General features: G+C 55.7%; 18 protein-coding genes and 4 tRNA genes. 20 read left to right on the forward strand and 2 right to left on the reverse strand.

Annotated features, from left to right (window positions below; all coding sequences use genetic code 11):
* Positions 1–2: 2 nt before the first annotated feature.
* Both mshL and OYT1_RS02215 read right to left on the reverse strand, forming a co-directional pair.
* Positions 3–1,808, reverse strand: coding sequence for a pilus (MSHA type) biogenesis protein MshL (mshL, locus tag OYT1_RS02210; RefSeq protein ID WP_084611884.1), 1,806 nt, complete (start codon positions 1,806–1,808; stop codon positions 3–5).
* A 146-nt stretch (positions 1,809–1,954) separates the two neighbouring features.
* Positions 1,955–2,980 carry a sigma 54-interacting transcriptional regulator gene (locus OYT1_RS02215; protein ID WP_062625530.1) on the reverse strand — a complete coding sequence of 342 codons (1,026 nt, stop codon included), beginning with the start codon at positions 2,978–2,980 and terminating at the stop codon, positions 1,955–1,957.
* Between the two features lie 194 nt (positions 2,981–3,174).
* Here OYT1_RS02215 and OYT1_RS02220 point away from each other — a divergent pair, with 194 nt between their 5' ends.
* From OYT1_RS02220 to rplL, 20 genes are all read left to right on the forward strand, one after another.
* A complete protein-coding gene (locus tag OYT1_RS02220; RefSeq protein ID WP_062625529.1) occupies positions 3,175–3,978 on the forward strand; it encodes an ABC transporter ATP-binding protein in 804 nt (267 codons plus the stop codon).
* Position 3,979: 1 nt separating this feature from the next.
* Positions 3,980–4,768 (forward strand): lipid asymmetry maintenance ABC transporter permease subunit MlaE, encoded by a 789-nt coding sequence (gene mlaE / locus OYT1_RS02225; protein WP_062625528.1) that lies wholly within the window; start codon positions 3,980–3,982, stop codon positions 4,766–4,768.
* Position 4,769: 1 nt separating this feature from the next.
* Positions 4,770–5,237 carry an outer membrane lipid asymmetry maintenance protein MlaD gene (gene mlaD, locus OYT1_RS02230; protein ID WP_062625527.1) on the forward strand — a complete coding sequence of 156 codons (468 nt, stop codon included), beginning with the start codon at positions 4,770–4,772 and terminating at the stop codon, positions 5,235–5,237.
* A 9-nt stretch (positions 5,238–5,246) separates the two neighbouring features.
* Positions 5,247–5,885, forward strand: coding sequence for an MlaC/ttg2D family ABC transporter substrate-binding protein (locus OYT1_RS02235; RefSeq protein ID WP_062625526.1), 639 nt, complete (start codon positions 5,247–5,249; stop codon positions 5,883–5,885).
* Positions 5,882–6,160 (forward strand): STAS domain-containing protein, encoded by a 279-nt coding sequence (locus OYT1_RS02240; RefSeq protein WP_062625525.1) that lies wholly within the window; start codon positions 5,882–5,884, stop codon positions 6,158–6,160. The genes OYT1_RS02235 and OYT1_RS02240 overlap by 4 nt, the downstream gene beginning before the upstream one ends.
* A gap of 2 nt (positions 6,161–6,162) precedes the next feature.
* On the forward strand, positions 6,163–6,408 hold the full coding sequence (locus OYT1_RS02245) for a BolA family protein (protein WP_062625524.1): 246 nt from the start codon (positions 6,163–6,165) through the stop codon (positions 6,406–6,408).
* Positions 6,409–6,463: 55 nt separating this feature from the next.
* Positions 6,464–7,714 carry a UDP-N-acetylglucosamine 1-carboxyvinyltransferase gene (gene murA, locus OYT1_RS02250; protein ID WP_062625878.1) on the forward strand — a complete coding sequence of 417 codons (1,251 nt, stop codon included), beginning with the start codon at positions 6,464–6,466 and terminating at the stop codon, positions 7,712–7,714.
* Between the two features lie 170 nt (positions 7,715–7,884).
* Positions 7,885–8,526, forward strand: a complete 642-nt coding sequence (gene hisG / locus OYT1_RS02255; RefSeq protein ID WP_062625523.1) for an ATP phosphoribosyltransferase — start codon at positions 7,885–7,887, stop codon at positions 8,524–8,526.
* Between the two features lie 11 nt (positions 8,527–8,537).
* Positions 8,538–9,836 (forward strand): histidinol dehydrogenase, encoded by a 1,299-nt coding sequence (gene hisD / locus OYT1_RS02260; protein WP_062625522.1) that lies wholly within the window; start codon positions 8,538–8,540, stop codon positions 9,834–9,836.
* A 50-nt stretch (positions 9,837–9,886) separates the two neighbouring features.
* A tRNA-Tyr gene (locus OYT1_RS02265) sits at positions 9,887–9,972 on the forward strand.
* A 54-nt stretch (positions 9,973–10,026) separates the two neighbouring features.
* Positions 10,027–10,100: transfer RNA gene (locus tag OYT1_RS02270), tRNA-Gly, on the forward strand.
* 11 nt (positions 10,101–10,111) lie between these two features.
* Positions 10,112–10,186, forward strand: a tRNA-Thr gene (locus OYT1_RS02275).
* A gap of 53 nt (positions 10,187–10,239) precedes the next feature.
* On the forward strand, positions 10,240–11,430 hold the full coding sequence (gene tuf / locus OYT1_RS02280; RefSeq protein ID WP_062625514.1) for an elongation factor Tu: 1,191 nt from the start codon (positions 10,240–10,242) through the stop codon (positions 11,428–11,430).
* Positions 11,431–11,503: 73 nt separating this feature from the next.
* Positions 11,504–11,579 (forward strand) — tRNA-Trp (locus tag OYT1_RS02285).
* A 23-nt stretch (positions 11,580–11,602) separates the two neighbouring features.
* Positions 11,603–11,950, forward strand: a complete 348-nt coding sequence (secE, locus tag OYT1_RS02290) for a preprotein translocase subunit SecE (RefSeq protein WP_062625521.1) — start codon at positions 11,603–11,605, stop codon at positions 11,948–11,950.
* Positions 11,950–12,483, forward strand: coding sequence for a transcription termination/antitermination protein NusG (gene nusG, locus OYT1_RS02295; RefSeq protein ID WP_062625520.1), 534 nt, complete (start codon positions 11,950–11,952; stop codon positions 12,481–12,483). The genes secE and nusG overlap by 1 nt, the downstream gene beginning before the upstream one ends.
* A 119-nt stretch (positions 12,484–12,602) precedes the next feature.
* Positions 12,603–13,034: a 50S ribosomal protein L11 gene (gene rplK / locus OYT1_RS02300; protein ID WP_035384661.1), complete on the forward strand. Its 432-nt coding sequence runs from the start codon at positions 12,603–12,605 to the stop codon at positions 13,032–13,034.
* A gap of 1 nt (position 13,035) precedes the next feature.
* A complete protein-coding gene (gene rplA / locus OYT1_RS02305; RefSeq protein ID WP_062625519.1) occupies positions 13,036–13,731 on the forward strand; it encodes a 50S ribosomal protein L1 in 696 nt (231 codons plus the stop codon).
* 260 nt (positions 13,732–13,991) lie between these two features.
* On the forward strand, positions 13,992–14,492 hold the full coding sequence (rplJ, locus tag OYT1_RS02310; protein WP_062625877.1) for a 50S ribosomal protein L10: 501 nt from the start codon (positions 13,992–13,994) through the stop codon (positions 14,490–14,492).
* Between the two features lie 32 nt (positions 14,493–14,524).
* Positions 14,525–14,896, forward strand: coding sequence for a 50S ribosomal protein L7/L12 (gene rplL / locus OYT1_RS02315; RefSeq protein WP_062625518.1), 372 nt, complete (start codon positions 14,525–14,527; stop codon positions 14,894–14,896).
* Positions 14,897–14,914 lie beyond the last annotated feature (18 nt).

The raw sequence follows: 14,914 nt of genomic DNA on the forward strand, positions 1-14,914 counted from the left end.
TCTCATGGCCGTATCGGAGCGGATGGGGAGATGTCATGTTTGAAGAAATCAGCATCAGGGAGCGCTTGGCCAAAGGTGAGGTAGTCGCCGTTCAGGCTAGCATTGTGGATGACTAGGGGACGCAGGAATATCACTAGCTCGGTCTTTTCGCTGGTGTCGTTTTTGTGGGTAAAGAGATTTCCTAGCACGGGTAGCCGTGATAGCCCAGGTACAGCATCGGTCAGATTGTTGATTTGATCCTGCATCAAACCACCCATGACGGCGATCTGCTGGCTGTCGATCTTGAGTACAGACTCCATCTCGCGTGTTTGGGTCTGTGGGATGCGACTGATGACGCCCATCCTAGCCAGATCGGGATTGGGGTCGTTGACGAAGCCGATGACCCGTGAGATGGACGGCTTGAGGTTAAGTAGCACCGTATCGCTGTCGTCGATCTGTGGTGTCACGCTCATGGTGAAGCCGATGGGCAGCGTATTCGGTGTGGTGGTGTAAGTCGTGATCGAGTTGGTCTGGTTGGTGGTCGTGTCAGCCTTGACGGTGAAATACACCAAATTGTCCACGACGCGCAGCATGGCGGTCTGGTTGTTCAGTACGCTCAGTTTTGGGCTGGATAGCACTTTCACGTTGCCGAAGGATTCCAGCAACGACACTTGGGCACTCAGATTACCCAGCGGTGAAGTTGGATTGAGATAGTCTAAGATGAACAATCCGCTGTTGTTGGCAGTAGGCAGATTCTGCGTACCCATTTGCCGCAACTGGAAGCCGGTGCCATTGCGTTGCAGAATCGACCAGTTGATGCCTTGCTTGTATTGGTCACTGAGCCTCACCTCAACCACCGTTGCTTCGATCAGCACCTGCCGCCGCGCGCTATTCATCACTCGATCAACGAACTCCTGCACCTTCTCGTGCTGTTTGCGAGTGGCGCGCACGGTGAGCAAGCCGGTCTCGGCATTGGCGATGACCGAGGCGGCCTCGCGGAAAGTGCTGCGCCGGGTGATTGTGGTGCCACCCTCCTGTAGCGAGGCGGGATTGGGGCTGGCTTCGATGCCATTGGATTTGAGCGCAGCCTTCTTGCCAGAGGACTGCGCGTTGGGCGAGCCGGTTCCTGTGGTGCTGATGGAGCTTTTTTCTTCCACGACCGTTTCACTTGAACCTTCGGGCAGGATTTTGTCGGTCTCATGCAACAAATCCTTGATGTTCTGAGTCAAGGTTTCCCAGAAGCGGTTATGCGAGGTATTGCGGATCGTGATCGACGAGTTGTTGTTCGGCAGCGAGGGAGTGCTGGTAGTTGCGGGAGCCGCACTAGCGCTGACTTGCGTGGCATTGGCAATGGCACTTTCAGCATCGCGCGACATGTTGACGTAGTCGATCTTGTAGTGGTGCAAATAAGGTGAGTCGGGCAGTACGAGCAGGCTGTTGCCGTGCAGCTCGTAGCGCATATCAACTTGGCGGGCGATGCGGTCGAGCAGCTGAGGCAAGGTCTGATCCAGCGCATTCATAGTGATGTTGCCCGTGATGCCAGGATAGATGTCGAGATTGATTTTGGCATCACGCGCCAGAGCAAACAGGATTTCCTGTGCTGGAACTTGAGTGACCACCACGCTGTAGGTTTCCGGTTTGCGGCTGGGCTGAGGAGGAGGTAGCGGAAGTGAGCGAGTGGCCAGCGGCGGGATGTCGCTAGTCTCGACGATGTTGGTCTCGGATGCTGAGCGTTGCAAATGCTGCGTCGAAGGGGCGACTGCCAGTGTCGCGCACCCAGTTAGTCCCGCTAAGCTGAGAAAAATCAAGTATGGGTGGGTCGGTCTCATATGCCCTCCTGAGTCACGCAGGCAGGGTACGCCAGCTATGGGTCGCATTCAATATGCTGAAATATATAGATAATGATCTCTTAGGCTTAGCCGTTAAGGCTAGGTTATCTTCGGGCTGGGCTAGCCGATCAGGTATTAGATATAGACTATCTTCGGGGTATGTCTAGCGCTGTCATTCGACTGCATAATGTGGAGCGAGGGATTCCGAGTAGGCGAGCAGCAGTGCTGATGTTGCCTTCGGTCTTAGCCAGAGCTGAGGCGATGTATTGCCGTGCGTGGCGGGTCATGACTTCATCAAAGCTGAGCATGGAGGCGGCTTGTTCGTGAAGTTGTGGCCAGAGGAGCTGGGCATTGGTGCGTAGCTGTGGTAACTCGGCTTTTAATTGTTCCGCACTCACGACTTTTCCTGAGTAGTTGGTGAGTAGTCGAATGACCAGACTGCGCAGCTCACGGATGTTGCCAGGGAACGGATAGCTGTCCCAGTATTGCAGCGCCAGCGTATCTAGTTCGAAAGGCGCTTGACCCGCTTGGGCTGCAAAGAGATGTCGGAAATGATTGAGCAGTAACTGTTTGTCTGACCCCAGTTCACGCAAGGGCGGTATGCGAATGGAGAGGATGTTGAGACGATGAAAGAGGTCGGCGCGGAAGCGTCCGGAGGCTACTTCATGTTGCAGATCAAGGTTGCTGGCGGCCAGAATCCGAGCATGGCTATGTCGTAACGTGGTTTCGCCGATACGGCGGAATTCGCCATTTTCCAGAACCCGCAGCAATTTGGCTTGAAGCTCCAGCGGGAGTTCGGTGATTTCATCCAGAAATAATGTGCCGCTCCCTGCTTTCTCAAACAAGCCGCAGCGATCATGCTGTGCGCCAGTGAACGCGCCGCGAGTATGTCCAAATAGTGTAGCTTCGAGTAGGGACGCGGGAATGGCAGCGCAATTGACCGGATAAAAAGTGCTGCCATCGTGCTCTGCGTGATGAAGTGCGGTAGCGACCAATTCTTTGCCACTGCCCGTTTCGCCCTCGATCAACACGGTGTGGTGGCTATGGGCGTAGCATCTGATTTGCTGGCGCAGTGATTGGATAGCTAGGCTTTGGCCGACGATGCCAAATTCGGCATCGGCTTCTGTGGTGCCCATAGAGTTGAGGGCGGAGCTGGAGGTGTGCTTGGTCATGGCGACTCGTGCGTCAGTTAAGCCAAAGAATAGAACGCAGAATCAATGGATTCAATATGTCGATAGAACTAGCCGGACGTGCCAGAGCTGCTTGTCGGCTAGGCCTGTCGATGTTTGCCGGACAGGAAGTTCGCTTGTGGTGTATCGCCCCCGTAGTTTAGAATCAGCGCCCCTTCACCTTAAGGTGCCGTTACGTGCCCTCACAACCGTTGGTCGAAATTTGCGACCTTAACTTCGCCTACGACAATCGTGCCATTCTGAAAGGCATCAACATGTCCTTTCCTAAGGGCAAGCTGATCGCCATCATGGGCTTGAGCGGTTGCGGTAAGACGACGTTGCTGCGTCACATCGGTGGCGTGCTGAAGCCCACCAAGGGGCACGTCAAAGTGGATGGTAAGATCATTCACGAGCTGGATCAGGAAGGGCTGTATGCGATGCGGCGCAAGATGGGCATGCTATTTCAGTTCGGCGCGCTGTTCACCGATATGTCGGTGTTCGACAACGTAGCGTTCCAGATGCGTGAACACACTGATCTGCCGGAAGACATCATCCACGATCTGGTGCTGATGAAGCTGCACGCCGTTGGGTTGCGCGGTACACACAAGCTGATGCCGGCGGAGCTTTCTGGCGGGATGGCGCGGCGCGTGGCACTGGCGCGCACCGTGGCGCTTGATCCTATGCTCATCATGTATGACGAGCCGTTTGCCGGGCTGGACCCGATTTCGTTGTCGGTGGTGGGGAATCTGATCCGCCAGCTGAATGATGCGTTGGGCGCGACCTCGATCGTGGTGACTCACGATATTCAGGAGTCACTGAAGATCGTCGATTACGTCTATTTTATTTCGGATGGTGCGATCATTGCCGAAGGCACGGCAGATGAGATTCGTGCCTCCGAGGTGCCCTTTGTGCGCCAGTTTGTTCACGGCGAGACCGATGGGCCGATTCCGTTCCATTACCCGGGCGGGGACTATTCCCAAGACCTGAATCTCAGAGCCTGATATGTCCATTCCCTCAAGTTTAAGAACCATCGGGCATCGCACCATCAACGCGGTCTGGCGCATTGGCTTCGCGACACGTTTCTTTGCGATGACGCTGTTCTACTCGGGCACCAGCTTCCGTCGCTTCCATCTGACCATCAAGGAGATGTTTTTCTCTGGCGTGATGTCGCTCATCATTATTCTGGTGGCGGGCATGTTCGTCGGCATGGTGTTGGGCTTGCAAGGTTATGAAACACTGAAACGCTATGGTTCGGAGTCGGCACTGGGGTCGCTGGTGGCCTTGTCACTGGTGCGGGAACTTGGGCCGGTGCTGGCCGCACTGCTGTTTGCCAGCCGCGCTGGCTCAGCGATGACCGCTGAGATCGGCTTGATGAAAGCCACAGAGCAGATCGCTGCGATGGAACTGATGGCGGTGAACCCCATCGCCCGCGTGGTTGCGCCGCGCTTTTGGGCGGGCGTGTTCTCGATGCCCTTGCTTGCGGCACTGTTTTCAGCGATGGGCGTGCTGGGTGGCTATGTGGTCGGCGTTGTGCTGATCGGCGTGGATGAAGGTTCGTTCTGGTCGCAGATGCAGGGCGCGGTGGACTTCCGTCATGACGTGATGAACGGTGTCATCAAGAGTTTCGTGTTCGGCTTGGCAGTGACGGCAATCTCCCTATTCGAGGGTTACGATGCGCCGCCCACGGCAGAAGGTGTTTCTGGCGCGACGACCCGCACCGTCGTGGAATCGTCACTGGCGATTCTGATTCTGGATTTTATTTTGACCGCACTAATGTTTGGGAGTAATTGAGATGGAGCGCACTACTTTAGACCTTTGGGTTGGCGCATTCGTTGTGGCTGGTATCGGCGCACTGGTGGTGTTGGCCTTGAAGGTTGGGAACCTAAGCACGTACAACGTGTCCGAGTCCTACCAATTGCAAGCCTACTTCACCAACATCGGGGGATTAAAACCTAAAGCCTCGATCAAGAGCGCAGGCGTGTTGATTGGGCGGGTGACGGACATCCGGCTGGATCCCCAGCATGAGTATCAAGCGAAAGTGACGATGAGTCTGGATAAACGTTATCAATTTCCCAAGGACACCGTGCCTAAGATTCTGACCGCTGGCCTGCTTGGCGAACAGTACATTGGGTTTGAGCCGGGTGAAGATGAGAAAATGCTGGCGAATGGTGATGAGGTACGTAGGACTCAATCCGCTGTGGTGCTGGAAGACCTGATTGGCAGGTTTTTATACAGCAAAGCAAGTAGTAGCTCTGAATAAGGAAATTATATGAACAAGATTGTGTCGATGTTGTTGGGTGTCTGGTTGGCGGGTGCGAGCGTATTGGCGCAGGCCGAAGAGTTGAAAGCGCCAGATGCGTTAATCCGCGATGTGGTCAATGAGGTGCTGGATGCAGTTGCCAAGGACAAGGCGCTGCACGATGGCGATCAGCAGAAAGTACAGGCTTTGGTCGAGGCCAAGATACTGCCGCAATTCGATTTCACCCGTTTGACGCAAAAGACCGTCGGCGGCAAGAATTGGCGTGCTGCCACACCGGAGCAGCGCACTGCTCTGACTAGCGAGTACCGCAACTTCTTGGTACGTTTCTATACCAAAGCCTTCACTTCCTATAAGGAACAGAAGGTGGAAGTGAAGCCACTCAAACAAGCACCTGTCGATGATGAGGTCACGGTCAAGAGCGTCATTACCAAGGCTGGTGCTCAGCCAGTTCAGGTGGATTACGATCTGTACAAGACTGCTACCGGATGGAAGGTATATGACGTATCTATTCAAGAGATCAGCTTGGTCGGCACCTATAAGAAGCAGTTCGCCGAAAAGATCGATCAATCCAGCATTGATGGTTTGATTCAGTGGTTGAAAGATAACAATCAGACCGCCGCTACAGCTAAGAAGGCAGTTGAGAAATGATTGAGCGGGAGGGCAATCTGCTCTATGTTTCCGGCGCATTGACCATGGAGACGGTTGCCGCCTTGCGCGACTTGGATGTGTCCGTTGACGAGACTTCAGCCTTGGTGATCGACTTGGCTAAGGTTGAAACGGTCGATTCCGCTGCTGTTGGCCTACTGCTCGCTTGGTTGCGCCAAGCGCAAGAGCGCGGCATGACCCTGAGCTACACGAATCTTCCTTCGAATCTGGTCAGTTTGGCGCAGATGTACGGCGTTGCTGAACTCCTACCCGTCTGAACATGGTCACCCCAGAAAGCATCCAGCAGGGCATTGCTGCCGGTATGGTGACCAGCCACTTGACCGTGGTCGGTGACGGTCAGCATTTTGAGGCGGTGGTGGTGAGCGAAGAGTTTGCCGGTAAAAGTCGAGTGCAACGGCATCAGCGCGTCTATCAAACCTTGGGCGACCGGATGCGCGAAGAAATCCACGCTCTGTCCATGAAAACATTTACTCCACAGGAATGGGAATTGGCCGCAAGTCGTTAATGCGTGGTTGAGCGCGGCTCACCCACGATTAGTGGCTCTAGCTATCACCGAATTTATGCAAAAACTAGCAATCATCGGCGGCACGCCGCTACGTGGGGAAGTTCGCATCTCTGGCGCTAAGAATGCGGCGCTGCCGATTTTGTGCGCGGGCCTGCTGACGGCGGACGACCTGCATTTGACCAATCTGCCAGATTTGCATGATGTCATCACCATGCGGCGATTGCTGGAACAGATGGGCATCGTTGCAACGCTGGGCGAGAGCGAGATCACGCTCAACGGTACACACGTGAATAAGCTGGAGGCGCCCTACGATATGGTGAAAACCATGCGAGCCGCGATTCTGGTGCTGGGGCCGCTGGTCGCGCGTTTCGGCGAGGCCAAGGTTTCCCTGCCCGGGGGCTGCGCCATCGGTTCGCGTCCAGTCAACCTGCACATCAAAGGCTTGGAAGCGATGGGTGCCGAGATCTCCATCGAACACGGCTATATCCACGCAAAAGCCAAGCGTCTCAAAGGCGCGCGGATATTCTTCGATATCGTCAGCGTCACCGGCACGGAAAACCTGATGATGGCTGCGGCTCTGGCCGACGGCGTGACTGTGCTGGAAAACTCCGCACGTGAGCCGGAAGTCATCGACCTTGCTGACTGCTTGCGCGCTATGGGTGCAAAGATCACGGGCGATGGCACGGATACCATCACCATCACCGGCGTCGAGAAGTTAAACGGCGCAAGCCATCGCATCATGCCGGATCGTATCGAGAGCGGCACCTTCCTGGTCGCGGCTGCGGCCACGGGGGGCAGTATCACACTGACCAACACCCGCGCCGACATTCTGGAAACCGTGCTGGAAAAGCTCGCTGAGGCAGGTGCCAAGATCGAAGTGAATGCGGATATGATACGTCTGGACATGAGCGCGCGTCCAAAATCGGTCAATGTGCGCACCGCCCCACATCCCGCGTTCCCCACCGACATGCAGGCGCAATTCATGGCGCTGAACTGCATCGCCGACGGCACTGCGATGGTGGTGGAAACCATCTTCGAGAACCGCTTCATGCACGTGCAAGAACTACGCCGCCTCGGCGCGCAGATCGACGTGGAAGGCAACACCGCCCTAGTGCGCGGTGTCGAGCGACTGGAGGGTGCCGCCGTGATGGCCACCGACCTGCGCGCCTCCGCCTCGCTGGTGATCGCCGCTCTGGTTGCCCAGGGCGAAACCGTCATCGACCGCATCTACCATCTGGATCGCGGTTACGAACACATCGAAGCAAAACTGTCGAAACTGGGCGCGCAGATACGCAGGATCAAGTGAGGGTCTAGGCACACTACCGGATGCGCTTGCAGGGCTCGCGACAGGGTCCCGTCTACAGTTGCCGACTCAGGCGGACGATGCCTTTCCTCTGGTTAAGGGCGTGGGTGAGTTTCACGTCGCATTGTATTTAACGGTAGAATGCGCACCTTTGCAAAAACAAGCGAACCAGCATGACTATCACCATCGCCCTATCCAAAGGCCGTATCTTTGAAGAGACTTTGCCGCTGTTGGCGGCAGCGGGCATTACACCGCTGGAAGACCCGGAGTCTTCGCGCAAGCTGATCTTGCCGACGAATCGTGACGATGTGCGCTTGATTATCGTGCGTGCGACGGATGTGCCGACCTATGTGCAATACGGCGCGGCGGACATCGGCGTGGCGGGCAAGGATGTGTTGAACGAGCATGGCGGGGAAGGGCTGTATCAGCCGCTCGACCTGAATATCGCCAAGTGTCGCATGATGGTGGCGGTGCGCAATGATTTTGATTACGCGTCCGCCGTGCAGCAAGGTGCGCGTTTGCGCGTGGCAACCAAGTATGTGCGGGCGGCGCGTGAACACTTTGCGTCCAAGGGGGTGTACGTCGATCTGATCAAACTCTATGGTTCGATGGAGTTGGCGCCGCTGGTTGGGTTGTCTGATGCCATCGTCGATCTGGTGAGTAGCGGCGGTACCTTGAAGGCCAATAATCTCAAGGCGGTAGAAGAGATCAGTCATGTCTCATCACGTCTGGTCGTGAATCAGGCATCGCTCAAATTAAAGCGCAGTGCGATCCAGCCGATGCTGGATGCGTTCGCGCAAGCTGTGAACAAGTAAGAGGTCAGGCTATGAATATCACCCGTCTTTCTACCCGCGATACTGATTTCGATGCCAAGCTGAGCAAGCTGCTGGCGTTTGAAGAGACTGCCGATGAGAAGCTGGAAGCGACTGTCGCGGCGATACTTTCCGATGTGAAGAAACGTGGCGATGCGGCGGTGCTGGACTACACCCGCAAGTTTGACCGTTTGCCCTTGGCCGATGCGGCAGCGATGGAGCTGCCCAAGTCGGAATTGCAAGCGGCCTTCGAGGGGTTGCCCGCCGCGCAGCGTACTGCCTTGGAACGTGCAGCGCAGCGCGTCACGTCCTATCACCAGAAACAAGTGCAGTCATCCTGGACTTATCTGGATGACGACGGCACGATGCTTGGCCAGCAAGTCACTCCGCTGGATCGCGTCGGTCTGTATGTGCCGGGCGGCAAGGCGGCCTATCCATCTTCTGTGCTGATGAATGCGCTGCCGGCTAAAGTGGCGGGCGTGGCCGAACTCATCATGGTCGTGCCTACGCCGGATGGTGTGAAGAACCAGTTGGTGCTGGCGGCGGCGCATCTGTCCGGCGTGGATCGCGTGTTCACCATCGGCGGCGCGCAAGCGGTGGCGGCGTTGGCTTACGGTACGGCGAGCATTCCCACGGTGGATAAGATCGTCGGCCCCGGCAATGCGTATGTTGCTTCGGCCAAACGGCGCGTATTCGGCGCCTGCGGCATCGATATGATTGCGGGGCCTTCCGAGATTCTGGTGATCTGCGACGGCCAAACTAATCCAGATTGGGTGGCGATGGACTTATTTTCGCAGGCCGAGCACGACGAATTGGCGCAGGCGATCTTGTTGTCACCGGACGCGGCGTTCATCGAGGCGGTCGCCGCCAGTGCCGACAAGCTGCTGGAACAGATGCCGCGCAAAGAGATCATCAAGACAGCGCTGGAAAATCGCGGCGCGCTAATCCATGTCGCTGATCTGGACGAGGCGTGCGATATCAGCAATCGCATCGCACCAGAACACTTGGAGCTGTCGGTGGCTGATCCGCAATCTATGCTGCCCAAATTGAAGCATGCGGGTGCGATCTTCATGGGGCGCTATACCTCCGAATCGCTCGGCGACTATTGTGCCGGGCCAAATCACGTGCTGCCGACCTCCGGTACGGCACGTTTCTCCTCGCCGCTGGGTGTGTATGACTTCCAAAAGCGTAGCAGTCTGATTCAGGTGTCAGCGCAAGGCGCACAGACGCTGGGCGCGATCGCTGCCGAGCTAGCATTTGGTGAGGGTCTGCAAGCTCACGCACAGTCGGCGCTATTCAGGAAAAATGCGTAATTAGTGTTTGACAGGGGGCGGGGGTTTCAGGATAATCCCGCCCTCTTCACGGAGGGGTGGCCGAGTGGTTAATGGCAGCAGACTGTAAATCTGCCCTCTTATGAGTACGATGGTTCGAATCCGTCCCCCTCCACCAGAATTTAAGTTGTACGAGCAGGTGTTGAGTCGCCTGAAGTTGAAAGCAGGATATGCGGGTGTAGCTCAATGGTAGAGCAGAAGCCTTCCAAGCTTACGACGAGGGTTCGATTCCCTTCACCCGCTCCAGTTTAGGTTATGCCCATGTGGCTCAGTGGTAGAGCACTCCCTTGGTAAGGGAGAGGTCGCGAGTCCGATTCTCGCCATGGGCACCAGTTTTATTGGATAGTGGTTCTTTCGTTAATTCGGTTGTTGATGAGGAAAAATCATGGCAAAGAGCAAATTTGAGCGGACCAAGCCGCACGTAAACGTAGGCACGATTGGTCACGTTGACCACGGTAAGACGACGCTGACAGCGGCGATCACGACCGTATTGTCGAAGAAGTTTGGCGGCGAAGCAAAGGCGTATGACCAAATTGACGCAGCGCCAGAAGAAAAGGCGCGCGGCATCACCATCAACACCGCCCACGTTGAATACGAAACAGCCAACCGTCACTACGCACACGTTGACTGCCCAGGCCACGCCGACTATGTGAAGAACATGATCACCGGTGCAGCACAGATGGACGGCGCGATTCTGGTTTGTTCCGCAGCTGACGGCCCGATGCCACAGACTCGCGAGCACATCCTGCTGGCACGCCAAGTGGGCGTACCTTACATCATCGTGTTCCTGAACAAGTGCGACATGGTTGATGATGAAGAGCTGCTGGAGCTGGTCGAAATGGAAGTGCGTGAGCTACTGTCCAAGTACGACTTCCCTGGCGACGACATCCCCATCATCAAGGGTTCTGCACTGAAGGCTGTCGAAGGCGACGCAGGTGATTTGGGCGAAGGCGCCATCATGCGCCTGGCTGAAGCACTGGACACCTACATCCCGACTCCTGAGCGTGCCATCGACGGCGCCTTCCTGATGCCAGTGGAAGACGTATTCTCCATCTCTGGTCGTGGCACCGTTGTGACGGGTCGTATCGAGCGCGGAATCGTCAAGGTTGGCGAAGAAATCGAAATCGTCGGCATCAAGCCCACCGTCAAGACCACCTGTACTGGCGTGGAAATGTTCCGCAAACTGCTCGACCAAGGTCAAGCAGGTGACAACGTCGGCGTACTGCTGCGTGGCACCAAGCGTGAAGATGTCGAGCGTGGCCAAGTTCTGTGCAAGCCCGGTTCCATCAAGCCGCACACCAAGTTCACTGCCGAGATCTACGTACTGGGCAAGGATGAAGGCGGTCGTCACACCCCGTTCTTCAACGGCTATCGTCCTCAGTTCTACTTCCGGACTACGGACGTGACTGGTGCGATCGAACTGCCAGCGGGTACCGAAATGGTGATGCCAGGCGACAACGTCTCCATTACTGTGGCACTGATCGCTCCGATCGCGATGGAAGAAGGTCTGCGTTTCGCCATCCGTGAAGGCGGTCGTACCGTCGGCGCCGGTGTGGTTGCTAAGGTTATCGAGTAATAAATATGAAAGCAAAAGAGGGAAGTGGGAAGGGTTGACCTTCTCCCTTCTCTCTTTGCTGTTCCTGAGTTTTAGGCCAGTAGCTCAATTGGTAGAGTATCGGTCTCCAAAACCGAGGGTTGGGGGTTCGAGACCCTCCTGGCCTGCCAAGTTTTAACACGGACAATCACGCATGTCGGATAAGCTGAAATTAGTCGCGGCATTTCTGCTGGTTGCAGCAGGGGTGGCGGGGTTCTACGTACTGCAAGAAAGCGCCTCAGTTCTACGGGCGCTGTCTGTGCTGGTGGGCGTCGCTGCGGGTGTGGCCGTTGCACTGACTAGCGAGCAAGGTAAGCAATTCGCTGTCTTCTTTAAGGAGTCGGTGGCTGAGGCCAAGCGCGTCGTGTGGCCCTCGCGCAAGGAAACCTTGCAGACTACAGGGGTGGTCGTGGCATTTGCTGTGACTATGGCGCTGTTCTTGTGGGCGGTGGATGCTAGTCTGTTGATGATGGTCAATAAATTGATGGGACGGAGCGAGTGATGGCTATGCGTTGGTATGTGGTTCACACCTACTCGCAGTTCGAGAAGAGTGTGCAGCGTGCGCTGGTAGAGCGCATCGCACGCGCCGGAATGCAGGAGCAATTCGGTCAAATTCTGGTTCCAGTCGAAGAAGTGGTTGAGTTGAAGATGGGTCAGAAGAGTATTTCTGAGCGAAAATTCTTCCCCGGCTATGTGCTCGTCGAGATGGAGATGACCGACGATTCTTGGCACTTGGTCAAGAATACGCCGAAGGTCACTGGGTTCATCGGTGGTACCGCGATGAAGCCGACTCCGATCACCCAGAAGGAAGTGGACAACATCATGCAGCAGATGCAGGCTGGGGTAGAGAAGCCGCGTCCCAAGGTGCTGTTTGAGGTTGGCGAGTCTGTGCGTGTCAAAGAAGGCCCATTTACTGACTTCAATGGCATGGTGGAAGACGTCAATTACGACAAGAATAAACTGCGGGTGTCGGTGGCAATCTTTGGTCGCGCCACACCGGTAGAGCTGGATTTCGGCCAAGTCGAAAAGGCCTAAACGCGGAGGAGGGGGTAGGGAGAAAGGTGTTTGCCTTTCCCTCTTTTTCCTGCTCAGTATTAACCGGGGAGCGTGCCGCAATAGCGGTGTGCGTATGACCCATAATCAGGAGTAGTAAAATGGCAAAGAAAATTGTCGGCTATATCAAGCTGCAAGTTCCCGCCGGTAAGGCGAACCCAAGTCCTCCCATTGGCCCAGCACTGGGTCAGCGCGGTCTTAATATCATGGAATTCTGTAAGGCGTTCAACGCCCAGACTCAAGGCGTAGAGCCAGGTCTGCCGATTCCAGTGGTGATCACTGCGTTTGCAGACAAGAGCTTCACCTTCGTGATGAAGACTCCTCCTGCGACTATTCTGATCAAGAAAGCCGCCGGTATTCAGAAGGGTAGCCCGAAGCCACACACCGACAAGGTGGGTAAGCTGACTCGCGCTCAGGCTGAAGAAATCGCCAAGACCAAGCAGCCCGACCTGACAGCGGCTGACATGGATGCAGCAGTGCGTACCATCGCTGGTAGCGCGCGCAGCATGGGCATCACCGTGGAGGGCGTATAACATGGCTAAAGTTTCCAAGCGTTACAAGGCAGCGGCTGCCAAGGTTGATCGTAACAAGCTGTACCCGCTCAACGATGCACTGGCTCTGGCAAAAGAAACTGCCGTGGCCAAGTTCGATGAATCCATCGACGTTGCTGTGAATCTGGGCGTGGATGCACGTAAGTCTGACCAGCTAGTTCGTGGTTCTGTTGTGTTGCCTAAGGGCACTGGCAAGAGCGTGCGCGTGGCTGTGTTTGCACAAGGCGCCAAGGCTGAAGAAGCTAAGGCTGCGGGTGCAGAGATCGTTGGTTTTGACGATCTGGCTGAAACCATCAAAGCGGGCAATCTGGACTTCGACGTGGTGATTGCTTCTCCTGATGCGATGCGTATCGTAGGCCAACTGGGTCAGATCCTAGGTCCACGTGGTTTGATGCCTAACCCTAAGGTCGGCACTGTTACTCCTGATGTGGCGGGCGCTGTGCGCAATGCCAAGGCTGGTCAGGTTCAGTACCGTACTGACAAGAACGGTATCATCCAGTGCACTATCGGTCGTGCATCTTTCGCGCCTGAAGCGCTGCGTGAAAACTTGTTGGCGCTGATTGACGCGCTGAACAAGGCTAAGCCAGCAGCTTCCAAGGGTGTGTATCTGCGCAAGATCTCCGTGTCCAGCACTATGGGCGTCGGTATCCGCGTCGAACAAGCCAGTCTGGTTGCGTAACTAGTTTCAAATTCGGCGACAGGGTGCGTGGGCGTACCCTGTCGCTTTCAGGCTTTGTACTGCTGCAGGAATGGCAGCATCAAAGACCGTTGGTGCCAACAGTCGCAGGACTGGCGGCTTAATCGGTGGAGTGATTCACCTGCCCACGTAGATGGTGTGCCCGCAAGCAGGGCGGACGTATTTAGGTTCATCCTGACTTAAGGTCGCTGTTGTTAACCAAGAGACATCGCAAGGTGTTTCGATTCTGGATGGAGAAAGACTTGAGTCTGAATCTGCAAGAAAAACAGGCGGTAGTCGCCGAAGTCAGCGCACAAGTGGCGCAGGCTCAGACTGTCGTTCTGGCAGAGTACCGTGGCATCAAAGTCAGCGACGTCACCAAATTGCGTGCGAATGCACGTGATGCAGGTGTTTACTTCCACGTGTTGAAGAACACGCTGGCTCGTCGCGCGGTACAGGGCACTGCCTTTGAAACTTTGGCGGATAGCATGGTTGGCCCACTGGTGTATAGCATCAGTGCTGACCCCGTCGCAGCTGCAAAGGTGGTGTACGAATTTGCCAAGACGAACGACAAGCTGGTCGTAAAGGCAGGCTCCTACAATGGCAAGGTTCTGGATGCGGCAGGCGTTAACGCGCTGGCTACCGTACCTTCCAAGGAAGTTCTGCTGGCACAACTGTGCGGCTTGCTGCAATCGCCGATGTCTGGCTTGGCACGTGCAGTTGCTGCCGTGTCCGCTCAGAAGTCTGAAGCGGTCGCTGCTTAACCTTAACAAACTCTTAAATTAGGAAGAACAAAATGGCATTTGATAAAGACGCATTTTTGGCATCCCTGGACGCAATGTCCGTTCTGGAACTGAACGACCTGGTCAAGGCAATCGAAGAAAAGTTCGGCGTATCCGCTGCTGCAATGGCTGGCCCAGCTGCTGCTGGCGCTGCTCCTGCTGCCGCTGCTGAGCAAACCGAATTCACCGTGATCCTGAAGGCCGCTGGCGAAGCCAAGGTCAACGTGATTAAGGTTGTTCGTGCAATCACCGGTCTGGGCTTGAAAGAAGCTAAGGACCTGGTTGACGGCGCACCGAAGCCAGTCAAGGAAGGCATTTCCAAGGCTGACGCTGATGCAGTTGCTAAGCAACTGATCGAAGCGGGCGCAACTGCTGAAATCAAGTAAGCATTAGTGCTGTTCAAA

It is taken from the genome of Ferriphaselus amnicola (assembly GCF_000974685.2).
Taxonomy (GTDB): Bacteria; Pseudomonadota; Gammaproteobacteria; order Burkholderiales; family Gallionellaceae; genus Ferriphaselus; species Ferriphaselus amnicola.

Excerpts from the sequence above, each read along its gene's own strand:
- murA (WP_062625878.1), top strand. The coding sequence starts at position 6,464 with ATGCAAAAACTAGCAATCATCGGCGGCACGCCGCTACGTGGGGAAGTT.
- secE (WP_062625521.1), top strand. The coding sequence starts at position 11,603 with ATGTCGGATAAGCTGAAATTAGTCGCGGCATTTCTGCTGGTTGCAGCA.
- hisG (WP_062625523.1), top strand. The coding sequence starts at position 7,885 with ATGACTATCACCATCGCCCTATCCAAAGGCCGTATCTTTGAAGAGACT.
- OYT1_RS02240 (WP_062625525.1), top strand. The coding sequence starts at position 5,882 with ATGATTGAGCGGGAGGGCAATCTGCTCTATGTTTCCGGCGCATTGACC.
- OYT1_RS02245 (WP_062625524.1), top strand. The coding sequence starts at position 6,163 with ATGGTCACCCCAGAAAGCATCCAGCAGGGCATTGCTGCCGGTATGGTG.
- OYT1_RS02215 (WP_062625530.1), bottom strand. The coding sequence starts at position 2,980 with ATGACCAAGCACACCTCCAGCTCCGCCCTCAACTCTATGGGCACCACA.
- mlaD (WP_062625527.1), top strand. The coding sequence starts at position 4,770 with ATGGAGCGCACTACTTTAGACCTTTGGGTTGGCGCATTCGTTGTGGCT.
- rplA (WP_062625519.1), top strand. The coding sequence starts at position 13,036 with ATGGCTAAAGTTTCCAAGCGTTACAAGGCAGCGGCTGCCAAGGTTGAT.
- OYT1_RS02235 (WP_062625526.1), top strand. The coding sequence starts at position 5,247 with ATGAACAAGATTGTGTCGATGTTGTTGGGTGTCTGGTTGGCGGGTGCG.
- hisD (WP_062625522.1), top strand. The coding sequence starts at position 8,538 with ATGAATATCACCCGTCTTTCTACCCGCGATACTGATTTCGATGCCAAG.
- mshL (WP_084611884.1), bottom strand. The coding sequence starts at position 1,808 with ATGAGACCGACCCACCCATACTTGATTTTTCTCAGCTTAGCGGGACTA.
- rplL (WP_062625518.1), top strand. The coding sequence starts at position 14,525 with ATGGCATTTGATAAAGACGCATTTTTGGCATCCCTGGACGCAATGTCC.
- nusG (WP_062625520.1), top strand. The coding sequence starts at position 11,950 with ATGGCTATGCGTTGGTATGTGGTTCACACCTACTCGCAGTTCGAGAAG.
- tuf (WP_062625514.1), top strand. The coding sequence starts at position 10,240 with ATGGCAAAGAGCAAATTTGAGCGGACCAAGCCGCACGTAAACGTAGGC.
- rplK (WP_035384661.1), top strand. The coding sequence starts at position 12,603 with ATGGCAAAGAAAATTGTCGGCTATATCAAGCTGCAAGTTCCCGCCGGT.
- mlaE (WP_062625528.1), top strand. The coding sequence starts at position 3,980 with ATGTCCATTCCCTCAAGTTTAAGAACCATCGGGCATCGCACCATCAAC.